Source organism: Acidobacteriota bacterium (assembly GCA_020853395.1).
In the GTDB taxonomy this organism is placed as follows: domain Bacteria; phylum Acidobacteriota; class Vicinamibacteria; order Vicinamibacterales; family SCN-69-37; genus JADYYY01.
This window is the reverse complement of the sequence record JADYYY010000004.1, coordinates 39,491-56,968: the sequence shown is the minus strand read 5'-3', so window position 1 is coordinate 56,968 and position 17,478 is coordinate 39,491. Positions and strand designations below refer to the sequence as shown.

The window sequence follows — 17,478 nt, the reverse complement described above, 5'->3', positions numbered from 1 at the left end:
GCTGGCGCCGTAGCTTCAGACGAAGAAGGCATACGTGAGCAGCACGGTCTGCGCCCAGGTGAGCCAGCGCAGCGCCCAGGCGCCGGCGGCCTCGCGTGCGCGGGGGCGGGCGCTCCACGTGTTGTTGGTGTAGTTCAGATCGAGCGTGAGCACGCGATCGGGATCGATCGCCACCTCGCGGACCGCGGCGGTCCGGACGAACGACATCGCCCGCCAGCGCGCCGCGTCGTTCCATCGCTCCCGCACGGACGATCCGTCGTCGAACGTGATCCGGACGTCGACGGGGAACACGCCGTCGGCGAGCCGGCGGGCGACGACCGTGGTCCGAATGAGACCGTCGTCGATCGGCTCCGACGTGACCTGATCGACCGCGTAGTCGAACGACGCGGCGCTGCGGTGGACGGCGTCGAAGAACCACGTCAGGTCACGGCCGCTGACTTCCGCGACGACGGCGAAGAAATCAGACGGCGCGGGATGCCGATAGGCATACCGGCCGTAGTAGGTCGAGAGCACGCGGCGCATGGCGTCCCAGCCGATCTGCCGTTCGAGCGACGTCAGCCACAACGCCGTCTTCGCATACGTCACGTTGCGGGCCGTGCCGGGCCAGTACTGCCAGGTCGGCGCCGCCGGCGCGTCCCAGCTCGGGCCACTCCGATAGCTCATTAGCCGGTTGCCGTGCAGGTCGCGCGACCACGGCACGTCGGCGAACGGCCAGGCGACCATGCCGCCGAAGTAGCGCTCGACCGCGGTGAACCGTCCAGCGAACGCGTCCTCGATCACGCGGGCGGTCACGTAGGTCGTCACACCCTCGTCCATCCAGGCATGCTCGACTTCGTTCGTGCCGACCACACCGTGCCAGAACTGGTGGCCGGTCTCGTGGACGATCACGCCTTCCGGATCCATCGACGTCCACGGCGACACCCATCGAGCGCCCGCCGTGATGAGCGTCGGGTACTCCATGCCGCCCGTGTCGTTTCCCTGCACGTTCGGGTTCATCACCGTCACGGGATCGACGACGGTGAGGTGTCCGTAGGGGTACGGACCGAACCATCGGCCGTACGACGAGAGCGTGGCGCGCACCGCCGTGTAATGGCGCTCGACCTGATCCGCGTGCTCCGGTTGGAGCAGGAGGCGGACGTCGACGGGCGGCCGCCCGGGCTCTTCGATCTGGCGGCGCACGTCGACGAACTGCGGGCTCGTCGTCCAGGCGAAGTCGTGGACGTCGGCTTCGACGTACTGGTGCGTCGCGGTGCCGTCGGCGTTGTCGACGCGCGCGCGCTCGACGCCCGTGGCGCCGACGATCCATCCGCCCGGCACCGTCAGGCTCACGTCGTACGCGCCGTAGTCGGCGTAGAACTCGGTAGCCGCGTGGAACTGGTGACAGCTCCATCCGGCATCCTCGAACACGCCGATCTTCGGGAACCAGTGCGCGATGAAGTAGTACTGCCCGAGGACGCCCGTGCGCGCGACCGGGCGCGGCACCCGCGCGGTCCACGCGAGGTCGAGCTCGAGCGTTTCGCCGGGAGCCGCCGGACGTGGCAGCGGCACTTGCAGCACCGTCTGATCCTGTTCGTTCCCGTCGTCCGGAGCGATGTACCGCGCGTCGGGCAGCAGGTCCTCGCGCGTCTCGCCCTGCACGAGCGTCAAGGCGGTGAGGTCGATCTGGCCGGCGTCCTCGGTGCGGCGGGGTGCCGCGGGCTTTCGCGAGACGAGGCGGTGTTCGCGGAACCACGACGAGCTCGGATCGCGCCAGGCGTTCCAGTACATGTGGAAGCGAAGCTCGGTCGCCGGTACGCCGGCTGCGTTCCGCCACGTGAGGCGGCCGCGGCCTTCGATACTGCGCGTGGCTGGCGTGAGCGTCGCGTGGAGCGTGTAGCTCGCGTTGCGGGGCGAGCGCGGCGCCGCCGGCTGGCTCCCGGCCGGCCCCGGCCACGCGGCGACGAGCGCGGCCACGACGACGGTCCGGCGCAGGACGGCCATGAACGGCCCACATCCTACTTCAGGGGCGTGCCGCCCGCCGAACCGCGACCGCCTCGACCGCCTCGCATAGAATGTGCGCCGCATCACACGAGGGCGGAGGCGGCGGACGGATGGCGCGGATCAAAGTGCTGCACGTGGGCGTGGGACCGATCGGTGCCGGGATCGTGCGCCAGGTCGTCGGCCGGAAGTGGCTGAAGATCGTCGGTGCGGTCGACGTCGATCCCGACAAGGTGGGCAGGGACCTCGGCGAGGTGGCCGCCGTCGGCCGGCGCGTCGGCGTCAAGGTGACGTCCGACGTGGCGAAGACGATCCGCGCGGCCAAGCCCGACGTCGCCATCCTGTGCACGCAGTCCTCGCTCAGAAAGGCGCTCGGCGAGTTCGAGGCGGTGCTCGCGCTCAAGGTGCCGATCGTTTCGACGACCGAGGAGCTGGCGTACCCGGTGAAGCGCAACGCGGCCACGGCCCGGCGCATCGACGCGCTCGCCCGGAAAGCGCGGGTCGCCGTCCTCGGCACCGGCGTCAACCCCGGCTTCGTCATGGACGCGCTGCCGATCGCGTTGACGAGCGTCTGCGATCGCGTGGACGCCATCCAGATCGATCGCGTGCAGGACGCGCGGGTCCGCCGGCTGCCGTTCCAGCAGAAGATCGGGGCCGGGCTCACGCCAGACGCGTTCGAGAGCCGGGTCGAGACCGGCACGGTCCGCCACGTCGGCCTCGCCGAATCGATCTCGATGATCGCCGACGCGATGGGCTGGAAGATCGACCGCATCACCGACGAGATCGGGCCGAAGCTCGCCGAGACGCGCGTCTCGAGCGCGTTCATCACCGTGGAGCCCGGCCAGGTTGCCGGCATCGTCCAGGACGGCGTGGGGTATCGCGACGGCAAGCCGGTGATCCGGCTGCACATGGAGGCCTACCTCGGGGCGCCGAAGTCCTACGACGCGGTCCGGATCGACGGCGTGCCGCCGATCGCGATGACGATCACCGGCGGTGTGCACGGCGACATCGCGACGGTGGCGATGGTCGTCAACTCGATCCCCAAGGTGCTGAACGCGCCACCCGGCCTCCGCACGATGCGCGACATGATACTGCCGGGCTTCGAAGGGCGCGCGTAGCGGCGCGCGACACACCACGACTTGGAGCGCAGGTTCGTCGCCCGTCGGCGACGTTGCGCTCCGAGCCACCCGCGCGCGACCGTTCATCTCTCGCGTGTGATTTCTCGAGATGGCCGACGTGATTCGCCGTCGCGGGAGCGGCTCGTGGGAGCCGTCACGATCCATCCGGAAGAGAGCGGCACCACGCACAGAAGCGCGGCGAGCATCCAGAACGCCGGCTCGAGCCCGTACGCGTCCGCGACGAATCCCATCGCCGCTGGGCCCACCAGCACCCCGGCATAGCCTGTCGTCGTCACCGCGGCGATGGCGAGGCCCGCGGGCATGCTCGTTTGCCGGCCTGCGTGCCTGAACAGTATCGGGACGATGTTGGCCGCGCCGAGACCGATCAGGACGAACCCCGTCAGAGCCACCGGGACGACCGGCACCGCGAGCAGCACGACGAACCCGGCTATCGCGAGGCCGCTGCCCCAGAGCAGCGTCGGCCCGTCGCCGAGGCGCGCTGTGAGCGCATCGCCCACGAGGCGGCCGGCCGTCATCGCGATCGCAAACAGCATGTAGCCCACGCCTCCTCGCGCCACCTCCACGAATCCGGCGCCGGTGATGAGCAGCGCGCTCCAGTCCAGCAGCGCGCCCTCGACGAGGAACGTGACCGCCGCGAGGCCGGCGAGCAGCAGGACGATGCCGCGCGGACGCACGAAGAGAGGCGCATCGCCTGCGGTGCCGGTCGCACGCAGCAGGCGGGGCCGCGCCGCGGCCATGGCGAGCACCATCAGCACGGATGCCGCGGCCGCGCTCTCGACCGCTCCCGTGCCGAACGACAGCAGGATCGTGATCACGGCGGCGCCCGCGAACCCCCCGATGCTGAACAGCGCGTGGAATCCTGACATCAGGGGGCGCGGCGCATCGCGTTCCACGTCGACCGCATGGATGTTCATCGCGACGTCGAGCGATCCGAGCGCGGCGCCGAAGAGCAGGAGCGCCGCGGCGAGCGTGAGCGGCGTCGCCGCGAGCGCCAGCACCGGCAGCATCGCCGCCAGCCCGAACCCGCTGACGACGATGATCGGCCGGCTGCCGAGCCTGGCGCTCAGGACGCCGGTGACGAGCATCGCGAGCACGGAACCGATGCCGAGGCACAACAGCAGCGCGCCGAGCACGCGATCGTCGACGGCCAGACGGTCCTTCGCGAACGGCACGAGGGGCGCCCAGCACGACAGACCGAATCCCGCGACGAGAAACGCGAGGCGGGTCGACAGACGCGCGGCTGGCGTATCAGCGGACGACATCAGGTCCTTCGCGCGTGACGATGCATCGCGCGGCCGCTGCCCGACCGATCAACCGTGGCCACGAGATCGCCCGCTGCCCGCGCCATCGGTCCTACGGGCGGAGAGGCGGACGAGCGGGCGCCGGGACGTGCCAGCAGTTCGCCGCAATGGAGCGGAGTCGTTTCTCCTGGCGGATTCCAAGGCGACGTGCCTCGCCGAGGTCGATCATCGGTCGCCGCGGGTTCCGGCCGACGCGCCTGAGCGAACCGGAGCACGGAGGTCTCGCGAACGAGCACGTCGAGCTGGTCAGGTCGCTCGGGTCAGCGCGTCCACGAGCTTCCTGACCAGGCCCTCGACGGTGTAGGTATCGGCGACGAGCGGCTGGCGAACGCCGAGCTCGATGGCGGCCCGCGCCGTCACCGGACCGATCGTCACGACCGTCGTCGTGTTGAGCAGATCGGCCGCCTGCTCGTGACCGATGAGCGACGCGAAGCGCTGGACGGCGGTCGGGTTCGTGAACGTGACGGCGTCGACGGTGCCGTCGAGCAACATTGCGTAGAGCGCCTGCGCGGCCGGCGAATCGGCGGGCGCCGGCTCGGTGCGGTACGCCACGAGATCGGTCACGGCAGCGCCGCGGGCCGAGAGATCCTCGCCGAGCGTGCTGCGCAGATGATCCGGCCGCACGATCAGCACGCGCGTCGCCGACAGCGAGCCGTTCGTGCCGATCGCGTCGGCGATGCTCTCGCCGCCAGATTCCGGCAGCGTGACGTCGGGCTTGATGCCGGCCGCCAGCAGCCGCTCGGCGGTGGACGCGCCGACGGCGCAGACGGCCGCGCGGCCGAGCGCGCGCACGTCCCGCGGGCCTCGCGCGAGCGCCGTCATGAATCGCGCGACGGCGTTGGCCGACTGGAAGATCAGCCAGCGATAGTCGTCGACCGACGAGAGCGCGCGATCGATGGCCTCGGGATCCTCCGGCGGCGCGAGCCTGAACGTCGGCGCCTGCACGACCTGCGCGCCGAGCGACTCGAGCATGTCGACGAGCTCGCGCGCCTGCTCCTGCGACCGCGTGATCACGATCCGCCGGCCGAACAGCGGCCGCTCGTCGTACCACCGCAGGTACTCGCGCAGCCGCGTCACCTCGCCCACGACGAGCAGCGCGGCGCCGGGCGGCGGCTCGACGCTCGTGGCCGCCAGCAGCCCGCCGATCGTGCCGGCCACGGTCTGCTGCGCGGGCTGCGTGCCGTGGAACACGAGCGCGGCCCCGCCGTCGGCCGGGGCGCCGTGATCGACGAGCGCCTGCAGCATCGCGGGAACGAGCGAGCCGGCCGCCAGGCACGCCCACGTCCCCTGCAATTCGGCGAGCGCCGGCCAGTCCACGTCCGGCAGGCGTCCGAGCCCGTCTTCCGATCCGCGGATCAGCACGAGCGTGTCCCCGGCTTCCGGGTACGTGAGCGGGATGCCGGAGTAGGCGGCCGTACCGACGGCTGCCGGAACGCCCGGCACGATCTCGAACGGCACCTGCTGCTCGTGGAGGAAGAGCGCTTCTTTGGCGCCGCTGTCGAACACGTACGGGTCGCCCCACTTCAGCCGGGCGACGACGTGGCCGTCGCGGGCCTTCTCGGCGACGAGCATCGAAAGCGCGTCCTGCGCCGTCTCCCGCTCGGCCGGCGCGCCGGCGAGAATCCGCTCGGCATCCGGCCGTGCCCAGCGGAGCGCCGGCTCCGCCGCGCGATCGTAGACGACGACGTCCGCTTCGGCGAGCAGTTGAACGCCGCGGGCCGTGACGAGCCGCGGGTCGCCAGGGCCGGCGCCGATGATGAAGACGCGCCCGCGCGGCGTCACTGGGCTCTGCCCGGGCCGAAGTAGCCGGCGCGCGCGCGGACGACCGTCTCGGGACGCGTGACGCGCACGGCGATCTGCCGCCACGCGCCGTCGCGTTTCAGGTTCTTCGTGTTGTAGCCCAGGAAGTACTGGTTGGCCAGCTCGTCGGCGACCTGCAAGTACACCTCCGGCAACTGCCGGACGTCGTCGACGAAGAAGACCCGGCCGCCGGTCATCTGCGCGAACGTCCGCAGCGCGAAATCGCCCTGGTTGAAGCGGCGGACGCCCGGCGTCGTCTCCTTCTCCCGCAGACCGATGGCGTAGATCATGACGCCAGATTCTTTCACGGCATCGGCCACGTCGTCGTACGTCTTGAGGCTGGTGTTGTCCTCGCCGTCCGAGAGCAGGATGATCGCCTGCCGCCGCAGGTCATCCGGCGATTGGCTTTTCACCCGGCGCAGCTCTGCCAGCGCGACGTAGACGGCCGTGTAGAGCGCCGTCGATCCGCCGGTTCTGATCGAGCGGATCGCGCGTTCGAGCGCCTGCGCGTCGTTCGTGAACGGCTGGCGGATGCGGATGTCGCTGCTGAAGTCGATGATCTGCGCGACGTCGTGCGGCCGGAGCGTGCGCGCGAAGCCCACGGCTGCCTGCTGCGCCACCGTGAGCTTCTCGTCCATGCTCACGCTCGAGTCGACGAGCAGCGACAGCGCGATCGGCTGCGGCTCGCGCGAGAAGACGGAGATCTCCTGCGGGACGCCGTCCTCGAAGACCTGGAAGTCGTCCTGGCGGAGGTCGGTGATCAGCCGGTTGCGCGCGTCGGTGACCGTCACGGGCAGCAGCACCGAGTCGATGCCGGTCCGGAAGACCTGCGCATCCGGCTCGGCGCACAGGGCCGTCAGCAGGACGAGCGTCGACACGAGCGCGCGCGGCGGCGCCGTCATGGTGCGGGCCATCGCGGCGCCGAGAGGCGCAGCGCCTTGTTGCGGCTCTCGACGGCGAGCCGCGTCGGCGGAATCAGGGACTCGGGGCGCCCGTAGGTGACGTCGTACCGCCCGAGCATCGCCGCCGACAGCGTCGCGAACGCCGACTCGAGCGCCTGGCCCGAGAGGATTGGCACGTTGAGCCCGCCGCTCCAGCCGGTGACATCGCTCACGACCCGCGCGCGCTCCTGCTCCGCCGTGCCGTCGTCGGTGCCGGTGCGCTGCAACTGGATCGTCCAGAGCGACGCGCCGGCGTCGCGCAGCGCGTTGGCGACGTCGGTGTGCCGCTGGTTGCTGAACACGGGGCTGCCGTCCATCACGAACGCGACGATCGCGGGCTGCACCGCGCCGAGCTTGCGCAGGGCCTGGGCGCTCTCGGCGATCGCGTCGAAGAGATAGGCGCCGCCGCCGGGCCGCGGGATGACGCGCTGAATCGCCCGCTCGAGGGCGGCGTCGCTGCTCGTGTAGGGCAAGAGCGAGGTCGGCCGCTCGGCGTAGGTGATGATGCTGATGGCCGGCGGCGAGGGCTGGCCGGTGAGCCCGAACGCGAACGCCTTGAGGGCCGCCCGCAGGTTCGTCAGCACCGGCTGCACGCCGGCGGTGTCGTCCACGAGGAGCGCGACGTGGGTCGGCGGCGGGGCGGGCGCCACGCGCAAAACTTCCCGCGCGACGCCGTCCTCGCGGATCGTGAAGTCGGCGGGGGAGAGCCCGGACACCGGCTGATTCTTGCCGTCGGTGACGCGCACGAACACGTGGCGTTCGACGGTCGCACGCTGGACGGCCGGACCCGCGGCCCGCGGCGCGGCCAGCGCGGCCAGGATCAGGACGGTGGTCATCGTCGTCGTTGGACGCATCACGGGTCTCCGTGGGGGCTTCGGGCAGTATAGCGGTCAAGCGCGATGGCTGTGGGGTTCGCGGGGGCGGACGCGGCCGGCAGGGCGTTTTGTGGTATACGTGTACGGCTCTAGCGGTCGCCGCGAGGCCTGATGAAGGCGAGGCCTGGATGAAGGAAGATCGCCGCAATCGCTCGCTGGCCCGATCCATGCGGATGTTCCAGCGAAGCCTGGAACGGGCCGGGCCGGCCGCCGCCGCGAGCTACTCGCTCATTGGCGCCATCCTGCTCTTCGGAGCCATCGGGTACGGCATCGACCGGTGGCGTGGCTCCGCGCCGTGGGGCTTGGCCGGGGGTCTGGCGTTAGGGCTCGTGATCGGGTTCTATCAGTTGGCCAAGGCTGTCTGGAAACCGCGATGAAGTGGCTGTGGGCGACGACGGTCGTGTGCCTGGGGATCTGGGCGGCGGCGAGGGCTGCGAGCCCGGGCGTTGCGCCGGCCGTGTTCTTCGGCATGCTCGGACCGCTCGTGGCGGTCGCGGTGACGTGGGTGCTGGTCGAGCGTGCGGCACGGGTGAACCCGGCCGCGACGACCGGCGTCATGATGACGGCCTTCGCCGCGAAGATGGTGTTCTTCGCCGGCTACGTCGTCGCGGTCGTGCTGCTGGCCGGCGTCGATCGCACCGTCTTCGGCCTGAGCTTCGCCGGCTACTTCATCGGCCTGTACGCGATCGAGGCCGTCATGCTGCGCCGGCTCATGGCGCGCATGGCCTGACGCGGCAGGCGACCGCTTCCAAGGAGTTCGATGTTCGAGCAGGGCCACGTCCCGGAACCGCAGACGGCTGCCGAGGGGTTCAACGCCGGTGAGGTCATCATCGGCCACGTCTCCAACAGCTCTCGCGAGCACCCGCTCATCCATCTGCCGACGATCTTCGGCATCGACATGTCGGTGACGAAGCACGTGTTCATGTTGTGGCTGGTGGCGGCCGCGCTCTTCCTGATCGTGACGGCGATCGTGCGCCGTTACGTGCGGCAGGAGCGTCTCGTGCCCACCGGCGCGGCCAACGTGCTCGAGCTCGTCGTCGAGTTCATCCGCGACGGCGTCGTCCGGCCGAACGTCGGCGGCAAGTGGACCGAGGCGTGGACGCCGTTCTTGCTGACGATGTTCCTGTTCATCCTCGGCGCGAACCTGATCGGGCTGATTCCCATCTTCGACGTGATCGGGCTCGTCGATCACTACGTGCTGCACACGGCCGAAGGCTCGTTCGTCAAGCGCCTGATCCACGGCAGCTCGACCGCGACGGGCAACTTCAACGTCACGGCCGGCCTCGCGGTGGTCACGTTCTTCGCGATCATCCTGGCCGGGACGCGCGTCCACGGGTTCGTGAAGCACTGGGCGAACCTCGTGCCGCACGGGTTGCCGAAGCCGCTGTACGTCCTGCTGATTCCGATGGAGATCATCGGCATGCTCGTGCGGCCGTTCGCGCTCACGATGCGACTCGCCGCGAACATGACGGGCGGCCACATCGCGATTCTCGCGATCATGTCGTTCGTGTTCATCTTCGCCGAGTCGCTCGGCGCCACGCCGGCCATCGGCATCGGCCTGGGCTTCTCGCTGCCGCTGTCGGTCGGCGTCTCGGGGCTCGAGATCATCGTCGTCCTCGTGCAGGCGTACGTCTTCACCTTGCTGTCGGCCGTGTTCATCGGCATGGCCATTCACGCGCATCACTAAACGGTTCGTTTACCTCAGGGGGATTGAATGCTGGATGTGTTGGTACTCGCGCAGGAATCCGCGGCGGCGACTGCGAACTTGAGCTTGGGCTATGCGGGCGCCGGTCTCGGTCTTGGGCTCGCGGTCATCGGCGCCGGGCTGGGCATCGGACGGCTCGCGGCCGGCGTTGCCGAGGGCGTGGCGCGGCAGCCGAGCGCGGCGGGTCAGATCAGCGGCGCAACGAACCTGCCGCTCTTCCTGCTCGAAGGCGTCGCGATCCTCGCCGAGGTGTTTTGTCTGCTGATCGTGTTGAAGTAGCAGCGGCTCAGGGCCTGAGGCTCACGGCTTGCGGTGAGGCGCACGGTGTCCATCGGGCGGAAGCCCTGCGGCCCCCGAGCCTCGAGCCATGAGCCGTACGCCGTAAACCGTAAGTGAAACGCGTTCGTTGAGGACCCACTGACGTGAACAACCCGCTGGTACAGCCGGATCCCGGCCTGTTCATCTGGACCATCCTGACGTTCCTGGTCCTCGTGGCGCTCTTGGCGAAGTTCGCCTGGCGGCCGCTGCTCGCCGCGCTGGACCGGCGGCATCAGCTCATCGCGAAGTCGGTCGAGGACGCCGAACGGGCCCGCCAGGAGCTCGAGCGCGTCCGGCAGGACGCCGCGAAGCTGCTCGCCGACGCGAGGATCGAAGGCGAATCGATCGTGGCCCGCAGCCGCACCGCGGCCGAACGGCTCGGCGAAGAGATGCGGCAGAAGGCGGCCGCCGAGGCAGCCGGCATCCTCACCAAGGCCGAACGCGAAATCCAGCTCGAGACGTCGCGCGCGATCGAACAGGTCCGCCGCGAGGCGGTGGAGCTGTCCGTGGAGATCGCGTCCAAGATCCTCCATCGCGCGGTGACGCCCGAGGACAACCGCGCGCTCATCGAAGACACCATCAAGCAGATCGGTGGCACCCGCCACTGACGTCACAGGCTCGCCGCAAGAGTGCCCACGGGGCGCAGCCCTCGGATCCGCGATGAACGAGTGGCGGCGAGCGACCCGGCGGCGCGGCGCGGGGCCTGTGGGGTCCCCGCAAGCGACGCCGTGGGGGTGTCCGCGGGGCGAAGCCCCTCGGATCTGAAATGACCGCGCTCCTCGTCCTGATGGTCGTGATTTGGGGCGTCAACTACAGCGTCCTCAAGCGCGCGTTCCTCGAAATTCCTCCGCCCGTGTTCGCCACGCTTCGGCTGGCGATCGCGTCATCGGTCTACCTGGCGATGATCGCGCTCGCGCGGCGTCGCACGCCTGGCGGCGCGACGACCGGGCTCGCCGCCATCTTCTACACGCCGCACAAGGTCACGGCGCAGGATCGCCGCGACCTCGTGTGGCTCGGCTTCTCCGGCCACTGCCTGTATCAACTGTTCTTCGTCGGCGGGCTGGCGAGGACGACGGCGTCGAACGGCGCGCTGATCTTCGGCACCACGCCGGCGGTCGTCGCGCTGGCCTCGGCGATCATGGGGCACGAGCGCGTCGGCCTCGTGCACTGGCTGGGCGCCGCGCTCTCGGCCGTCGGCATCTACTTCGTCGTCGGCCACGGCGCGTCGCTCGGATCGAGCACGCTCGCCGGCGATCTCATGATCGGGGCCGGCGTCGTCTGCTGGGCGGCCTACACGATCGGGGGCATCCGCCTGATGGCACGCCACTCACCGCTCTTCGTCACCGGCGTGTCGATGGCGATCGGCACGGTGCCGTACGCGCTCATCTCCCTGCCGGACTTCGCGGACGTCCAGTGGGGCGCGCTGAGCGGGGCGGTCTGGGGTGCGTTGCTCTTCGCGTCGCTCGGCGCGTTCTGCTTCTGCTATCTCGTGTGGTACGCAGGCGTGCAGCGCCTCGGGCCGTCGTACACGGCGATGTACTCGAACGCGATCCCGCTCGTGGCGATGCTCGTGGCCGCCGTCTGGCTCGGCGAGCCGCTCACGGTCCTCAAGATCGTGGGCGCCGCGCTGGTCGTCGGCGGCGTGGTGCTGACGCGGCTGCAGCGATCGTGAGTCTCGGGATTCGGACCGCGCTCATCCCAACTCCCGCCATCGCAGGTGCGTGAGGGCGACGGCCACGCCGATCGCCGCGACGCTGACGATCGACAGCGCCATGAACCGCGCGTAGAGCGCGCGGCCCATCAGGTCGAAGATCGTGAGGCCCATCAGCGCGAGCGATGCGGCCGTGGCGATGCGCCATTCGGGGCCGACCTCCTCCCAGCGGTCCAGCAGGCAGACGACCGCGGGCGTGCCGAGCAAGAGCACGTAGTCCCAGCCCTGGGGCGAGAGCAGCGGCACCACGAGCATGAGCATCGCGAACTCGAGGTAGTCGGGGTTCGTGATTTGCCGGCGCCGGACCCACACGACGGCCACGAGCCCGAGCACGACGCCGATCGTCACGGTCGTGAGCGCCGTGGCAATCTGGCCGATGCCGAGCCACTTGGCCCACATCGCGGCGAGCGAGACGTTGTCGGCGCCGAGCAGGTTGTTCTCGGTCGTCCCCGTCACGGCCTGGAACCAGTCGGCGAGGAGCTGGATGTTGCCGCCCCAGCCGTAGAACAGCGCCGGCAGCAGCAGGCCCGCGACGAGGACGACGACGGCGGCGAGAACGGAGGCGGCACCATAGGTGAACGCGAGCCAGGGCAGCAGGAGGAGCGCGTACGGCTTGACGAACGCCGCCAGCCCCATCAGCACGCCGGCCGCCCGCGGCGCGTCGATCTGCACGGCCAGCAGCGCGCCGACGAGCAGCGTGCCGAGCAGGATGTTCGTCTGGCCGAGCATCAGCTCGTGGGCGTAGAACTTGGCCATGAACAGCACGGTGAGCCAGAGGAGGACCTTCTCGGACCGGCGGCGCTCGGGGAGGGCGCGCACGGACCAGCGCAGGAACGCGGACAGCAGCCCGGCGGAGAGCGCGAACCAGATGACCTTGGCGGCTTCGTGGTCGACCACGGCGAAGGGCGCCATCGCGAGGGCGAAGGCCGGCAGGTACTTGAACTGGTAGTGGCCGTCGCTCGCGCGGTACAGCGGCTCGCCGGTCAACGCGCGCTCGGCCGCCGTGCGATAGACCTCGAAGTCCACCATCTCGCGCTGGATCCTGGTGCTGTAGAGGAGCGCTGCCAGCCCGAGAAACGCGAGCGGCCAGACGAGCGGCTTGAGCCAACTGGGCACGATAGACCGATTCTGTCCGATTCGGGCCGGCGAGCGAAACGGCGCTGGGCGATCTGCCGAGGTTCCGCGCCTGAACGACGGCCGGGACACGAGCCAGACTCGTTCTTCGCGTCTATGCCGGTGAGGTCGAGCGCAACGGCGTGCTGATTCGATCCGTCCTGAGCGGTGCACGAATGCCGGCTTTCAATACGCTCTACCTGATGTTCGTCCAGCAGGTTGTCGCACCTGGCGCCGGGAAGCCAATTCCAGGCGTCTTTCGTCTCTTCAACGGCGCGATTTTCGAACGGACCGATGGGCGTTTGTCTGCGCTGGCGTTCAACGGCTTCGGTGCGTTTCGCGGGATGACGGACCGCTACGCGGACGTCGTGGTCGAAGCCCGGCTGTCGATCATCGACTCGCGCGTCACGGCCGACGGAACGGACGTCGTCACTGACTACAACATCGTGCCGCTCGAGATCCTGGCCGGTGACCTGAAGAGGGAAGGGCCTCCAGGAGACATCGTGCCTTTCATGCTCAGAATAGCGGTGGCGAGGTCGTCGTCGACGGGATCACGGTGAAGGAAATCAATCCGCACATCCAACTGGCCGCAAACGACCGATCGCACTACATCCTGTTTCTGAAGAGAGAAGTCGTCGATCGTCGAGAGCCAGGCGTCTACCGTGTCGTAAACCTTGGTCTGTTCAACGTGTCCGGGCCAGCCGTCACGCCAGGAGTCGGCGATGCGTCTGCAGTCTACAGGCAGTTTCCGAAAGACCACGGCGCGCTCGTTCGGCGAATCGCGGGGCGCGCCAAACAGTAGTTCCGAGGTCTGACATGAGATGCGCAACTCTCAGCCTACTGCTGTGCCTGTCGCTTGCGTGGCCCGTCGTCGGTCAAAGCAGTTCGCGACCAACGATCTCACGCCAGATCGAATCGTCGCCTCCACGTCCTGGTCAACCCCTCATGTTGGTGAGGCTGATTGAGACCATGCCGATGTCGCTCGACGACATGACACGGCGGTCGACCGCAGTCGTGGAGGGCATACTGAGCAACGCACGGACCTATATCGATGAATCCGACACCGACGTTCTGACGGACTTCGAGATCATCCCGATGCGGGTTCTTGCCGGGTCGCTGACGCCGGTGCAGGTAGCCGCCGGGGCAAGAGCCACGGTCGTCCTTCGCGTGAACGCGGGCGAGGTCGAACGCAATGGCGTGCGGATTCATTCAGGACTGGCCGGCCTGGAGATGCCGATCGTCAACACGACGTACGTGATGTTCCTCCAACCGGCGACCTCGGACGGCGCCAAGCCCGTGCCAGGTGTCTATCGGTTGTTCAACGGCGCCATCTTCGAACGTGCAGGTGACCGACTTGTCCCCTTGGCACAGGGTGGATTCGGTGCGTTTCGCGGGATGACGGACCGCTACGCGGACGTCGCGGCGAAGATCGCGGCCGCCCGCGCGACGATGGGCCCGCAGACGAATCCTCCTGGACGGTGAAAACGCGCTATCTCGGTCGAAGCCGGATCGAGAGCGCGCGGACGTGTCACGCGGTCACGAGCGTGTCCGCGTCGCGCATCGCCGGCACGGTGGACGGCACGCTGCCACCCTATCCCGGAAGCCCAGCGACGGGCGTCAGCGGCACATTCGATCTGCCCTTCGACCATCGCACGCTCTGCGGCTGACCGGACGCGCGGCCGTGCCGTGCGGCCGCGTACGATCGCACCCGAGCACCGATCCACCGCCGACTGCCTTCAGCGGTACGTCGACGCCGACGCAATCGCGGCACGGCCCTGAATCCGAACGGACCCTCGAGGCGTACCGCACGGCGATGACGCGCGACTCCCGCTTGGCTGACGTTGGCGCACGATCTGCACCCAGCCCGAGCTATGTCCGGTGACCTGAACAAGCTCTACGAACACATCGACGACATCGAGATCGCCATGATGACGACGCGGCGGCTCGATGGTCACCTGCAGTCGCGGGCGATGGCCACGCAGAAGCGTGCGGCCGGCGCGGATCTCTGGTTCGTCACGCTCGACGGCACGCCGAAGGTGCGCGACCTCCTGGCGGACCCGCACGTGAACCTCGCGTACTACAAGGATCGGACGCGCGAGTGGATCTCGGTGTCGGGCCTCGCGGCGCTGACGCGAGACCGCGCGAAGATTCACGAGCTGTACGCGCCGGAATGGGCCGCATGGTTCCCGAAGGAGGGCGACCCTCGCGACGGCACGAAGGACGACCCGCGCATGGTGCTCATCGGGGTCACGATTCACGCCGCCGCGTTTCTCGAGATGAACGAGCCGCAGCCGGTGGTGCTGTTCGAGCTCGTGAAGGGTTGGCTGACCGGGAACACGCCCGACGTCGGGCAGATGCACCACGTGACTCCGCCCCGCCCGACGTGATCGCGCCGACCCCGCGGCGTCCGCGCCTACGACAGGTGAGGCACGTCGATGCCCAGCGCGGTGGCGAGATCGATCTGATGCTCCATCTCCTGGCGCAGGATCTCGCGGAGGTCCTCGGCGATGCCGAACTCGCCCAACGCTTCGGCCTGTTGAAGCCGCTTACGGTACTCCCGCACGGTCTCCGTCTCGTTCTCGAGGTCGGCGCGGAGCATCTCTTCAGCCTTCTCGGTGACCTTCACCGGCTTCGGCTTGGCCACCGGCGTGCCGCCGAGGTAGTCGATGTGTTTGGCCACCTTGAGCGCGTGACTCAGCTCCTCCGAGGCGTGTTTCTGGAGCTCCTCGGCGATGGCCATGTACGCCGCGCCCTTGAGCATCTGCGAGTACACGATGTAGGCGATGATCGCCTGGTACTCCCTCGCCAGATCTTCGTTCAGCCCGTCGATCAGGGCCGCTCGCGCCTTCGTGGTGTCGGTTGCCGTCATCGCATCCTCTCGCTGGGGCTCTCCACAGCCTCCTTCAGCCGCTGCCGATAGTCAATGCCGAGCGTCGAGCGCGGGTCCTGTCGTCGGACAGCCCCACGTGGTGCTTGGTACCACGCGCGTGATCACAGGCGTCGCCTGCACGCCACGCGGGGCGGCCCCGTCCGGCGCCACCCTCGCCGCGGGAGTGTTGAAACGCATCCAAGCCGTAAGCCAGCCATGTGCACCACGCGGATCGCCGTCTCGATCGCCCGATTCTGTCGCCGGATCGGCCGCCGCGCGCGCCAGATCGCCGGCAACGGGCCACCGATCAGCGGCGATCGCGATCGGATCGCGCGCAACTGGAGCGGCAGCATGGCGATCGGGATCCCGATCATCGGATCGCGTGACCCGATCGCGCGAATCGGCGACCGACGCCCGCCTTTCCTTCGCCTCATCAGCGCCCTCGGCAGCGCCGGTGAAGTGTCACGGCGTCAAGACGTTGCGGTGCGCGGGTTCGCGATGGCGATGATCGACTGCCCCGATGCCGAATCGCGGATGGGTGGCAACGCCGCCGCGGTCACCTGAACGCCGGATCAAGGCACGTGGACAGGCTCCCAGCCTCGCACGCACGCGCGCGGGCGTTGGGTGGACGCGCTGCGGATGTCGTACGGACGCGAGATCGAGTCGAGTGAACCGCCCGTCGGTCTCTTGTCGTGTGGCAGCGAAACTCGTACGTGTCCGCCGCCGGTTTCGTACGTCACGAGATCGAAGGGTCACGCTCGCCCGACCTCGACGCTGACAGCCTGCCGACCATCGGGCTCACGGTGCTGGAGGCCCTGGGCCTGCTCGGTTTGATTCACACGCCGCGACTTCTCCCGGTCCCGGACAGCTTGCCGCCATCCGCTCACTCTGACGGCGACACAGCGCCAGCCGCTCGAGAGGGAAACGCACCCACGCAAGGCGGGCAGTCTCCCTGGCGAATGGGACAAGTCCGTGCCGGCGAAGACTGCGCGCCTTGGTACGCGTTGGGCGCACCCTTGCGTCTAGAACATATATGTGGTACTCGTCGTGCACAAACAAGAGATATATGTTCCTTCAACGGGGCGCTCTCATGCCCACCTTCATGCGTTGGCTGGCTGTACTGGTCATCGCGCTCACCCTCCCGTCGCCAGTTCAGGCAACGCCGTTGGTCCTGGACTTCGAGGGCCTGGGCGAGTTCGACGCCGTGACGACGCAGTTCCCAGGACTGACGTTCTCCAACGCCACCGTCCTGACCGCGGGCAGCTCCCTCAACGAGCAGGACTTTCCGCCCAAGTCCGGCGTGAATGCCGTGTTGGACGACGGAGGTCCCCTCACGATCGCGTTCAACACGCCCATTGCGGCCTTCGGCGGCTACTTCAACTACATCGCGCAGTTGACGCTGGTCGCGTTCGACAGCGCCAACAACCCGCTGGGCTCGGTGACTTCCGCCTTCTCGGCCAACGGCCTGGAGTCTGGCGAGCCTGGCAGCGCGCCCAATGAGCTGCTGCAACTCTCGTCGCTCCTGGGCATCGCATCGGTCGTCATCACCGGGGATCCGGCTGGCGGGTCCTTCTTCATCGACGACGCCACGATCACCCCGTTCGACGCACCGACGCCGACTCCGGTGCCCGAACCGAGTTCTCTACTGTTGGTCCTTGGCGGTGCCTCAGCACTCCTGGCGCGACGCCGCAGGGGAGCCGCAAGCCAGCCTCTGGACTGACCACATCAA

Annotated in this window: 20 protein-coding genes; 13 read left to right on the top strand and 7 right to left on the bottom strand. The window is 68.9% G+C overall.

What is annotated here, in order from left to right; translation table 11 throughout:
• Positions 1-15: 15 nt before the first annotated feature.
• Positions 16-1,980 carry a M1 family metallopeptidase gene (locus IT184_03780; protein ID MCC7007913.1) on the bottom strand — a complete coding sequence of 655 codons (1,965 nt, stop codon included), beginning with the start codon at positions 1,978-1,980 and terminating at the stop codon, positions 16-18.
• A 110-nt stretch (positions 1,981-2,090) separates the two neighbouring features.
• On the opposite strand from IT184_03780, the gene IT184_03775 reads away from it, so the two are divergent.
• On the top strand, positions 2,091-3,095 hold the full coding sequence (locus IT184_03775; protein ID MCC7007912.1) for a dihydrodipicolinate reductase: 1,005 nt from the start codon (positions 2,091-2,093) through the stop codon (positions 3,093-3,095).
• An 83-nt stretch (positions 3,096-3,178) separates the two neighbouring features.
• Here IT184_03775 and IT184_03770 read toward each other — a convergent pair whose 3' ends face one another.
• The 4 genes from IT184_03770 to IT184_03755 form a co-directional block, all read right to left on the bottom strand.
• Positions 3,179-4,378 (bottom strand): MFS transporter, encoded by a 1,200-nt coding sequence (locus IT184_03770; protein MCC7007911.1) that lies wholly within the window; start codon positions 4,376-4,378, stop codon positions 3,179-3,181.
• A gap of 285 nt (positions 4,379-4,663) precedes the next feature.
• Positions 4,664-6,199, bottom strand: coding sequence for a uroporphyrinogen-III synthase (locus tag IT184_03765; GenBank protein MCC7007910.1), 1,536 nt, complete (start codon positions 6,197-6,199; stop codon positions 4,664-4,666).
• Positions 6,196-7,131: a VWA domain-containing protein gene (locus IT184_03760; GenBank protein MCC7007909.1), complete on the bottom strand. Its 936-nt coding sequence runs from the start codon at positions 7,129-7,131 to the stop codon at positions 6,196-6,198. The genes IT184_03765 and IT184_03760 overlap by 4 nt, the downstream gene beginning before the upstream one ends.
• Positions 7,116-7,994, bottom strand: a complete 879-nt coding sequence (locus IT184_03755) for a VWA domain-containing protein (protein ID MCC7007908.1) — start codon at positions 7,992-7,994, stop codon at positions 7,116-7,118. Before IT184_03755 ends, IT184_03760 begins: the two co-directional genes overlap by 16 nt.
• Before the next feature lie 167 nt (positions 7,995-8,161).
• Here IT184_03755 and IT184_03750 point away from each other — a divergent pair, with 167 nt between their 5' ends.
• From IT184_03750 to IT184_03725, 6 genes are all read left to right on the top strand, one after another.
• Positions 8,162-8,410, top strand: coding sequence for an AtpZ/AtpI family protein (locus tag IT184_03750; GenBank protein MCC7007907.1), 249 nt, complete (start codon positions 8,162-8,164; stop codon positions 8,408-8,410).
• Positions 8,407-8,763, top strand: coding sequence for a hypothetical protein (locus IT184_03745; GenBank protein MCC7007906.1), 357 nt, complete (start codon positions 8,407-8,409; stop codon positions 8,761-8,763). Before IT184_03750 ends, IT184_03745 begins: the two co-directional genes overlap by 4 nt.
• A 30-nt stretch (positions 8,764-8,793) precedes the next feature.
• On the top strand, positions 8,794-9,720 hold the full coding sequence (gene atpB / locus IT184_03740; protein MCC7007905.1) for a F0F1 ATP synthase subunit A: 927 nt from the start codon (positions 8,794-8,796) through the stop codon (positions 9,718-9,720).
• A gap of 27 nt (positions 9,721-9,747) precedes the next feature.
• Positions 9,748-10,017 carry an ATP synthase F0 subunit C gene (locus IT184_03735; GenBank protein MCC7007904.1) on the top strand — a complete coding sequence of 90 codons (270 nt, stop codon included), beginning with the start codon at positions 9,748-9,750 and terminating at the stop codon, positions 10,015-10,017.
• A gap of 143 nt (positions 10,018-10,160) precedes the next feature.
• On the top strand, positions 10,161-10,664 hold the full coding sequence (gene atpF, locus IT184_03730; GenBank protein MCC7007903.1) for a F0F1 ATP synthase subunit B: 504 nt from the start codon (positions 10,161-10,163) through the stop codon (positions 10,662-10,664).
• 158 nt (positions 10,665-10,822) lie between these two features.
• Positions 10,823-11,728: a DMT family transporter gene (locus tag IT184_03725; protein ID MCC7007902.1), complete on the top strand. Its 906-nt coding sequence runs from the start codon at positions 10,823-10,825 to the stop codon at positions 11,726-11,728.
• A 21-nt stretch (positions 11,729-11,749) separates the two neighbouring features.
• On the opposite strand, the gene IT184_03720 is transcribed toward IT184_03725, so the two are convergent.
• Positions 11,750-12,883: a DUF2029 domain-containing protein gene (locus tag IT184_03720; GenBank protein MCC7007901.1), complete on the bottom strand. Its 1,134-nt coding sequence runs from the start codon at positions 12,881-12,883 to the stop codon at positions 11,750-11,752.
• 173 nt (positions 12,884-13,056) lie between these two features.
• On the opposite strand from IT184_03720, the gene IT184_03715 reads away from it, so the two are divergent.
• The 4 genes from IT184_03715 (at position 13,057) to IT184_03700 (ending at position 15,267) form a co-directional block, all read left to right on the top strand.
• Positions 13,057-13,440: a hypothetical protein gene (locus IT184_03715; GenBank protein MCC7007900.1), complete on the top strand. Its 384-nt coding sequence runs from the start codon at positions 13,057-13,059 to the stop codon at positions 13,438-13,440.
• 256 nt (positions 13,441-13,696) lie between these two features.
• Positions 13,697-14,362 carry a hypothetical protein gene (locus IT184_03710; protein ID MCC7007899.1) on the top strand — a complete coding sequence of 222 codons (666 nt, stop codon included), beginning with the start codon at positions 13,697-13,699 and terminating at the stop codon, positions 14,360-14,362.
• Positions 14,359-14,547 (top strand): hypothetical protein, encoded by a 189-nt coding sequence (locus IT184_03705; protein ID MCC7007898.1) that lies wholly within the window; start codon positions 14,359-14,361, stop codon positions 14,545-14,547. Before IT184_03710 ends, IT184_03705 begins: the two co-directional genes overlap by 4 nt.
• A gap of 204 nt (positions 14,548-14,751) precedes the next feature.
• Positions 14,752-15,267 (top strand): pyridoxamine 5'-phosphate oxidase family protein, encoded by a 516-nt coding sequence (locus IT184_03700; GenBank protein ID MCC7007897.1) that lies wholly within the window; start codon positions 14,752-14,754, stop codon positions 15,265-15,267.
• A gap of 26 nt (positions 15,268-15,293) precedes the next feature.
• Here the strand turns inward: IT184_03700 and IT184_03695 are convergent, their stop codons facing one another.
• Positions 15,294-15,749 carry a ferritin-like domain-containing protein gene (locus IT184_03695; protein ID MCC7007896.1) on the bottom strand — a complete coding sequence of 152 codons (456 nt, stop codon included), beginning with the start codon at positions 15,747-15,749 and terminating at the stop codon, positions 15,294-15,296.
• A 351-nt stretch (positions 15,750-16,100) separates the two neighbouring features.
• Here IT184_03695 and IT184_03690 point away from each other — a divergent pair, with 351 nt between their 5' ends.
• Both IT184_03690 and IT184_03685 read left to right on the top strand, forming a co-directional pair.
• Positions 16,101-16,313 carry a hypothetical protein gene (locus IT184_03690; GenBank protein MCC7007895.1) on the top strand — a complete coding sequence of 71 codons (213 nt, stop codon included), beginning with the start codon at positions 16,101-16,103 and terminating at the stop codon, positions 16,311-16,313.
• A gap of 526 nt (positions 16,314-16,839) precedes the next feature.
• Positions 16,840-17,469 (top strand): PEP-CTERM sorting domain-containing protein, encoded by a 630-nt coding sequence (locus tag IT184_03685; GenBank protein MCC7007894.1) that lies wholly within the window; start codon positions 16,840-16,842, stop codon positions 17,467-17,469.
• The last annotated feature ends 9 nt before the right edge of the window (positions 17,470-17,478 follow it).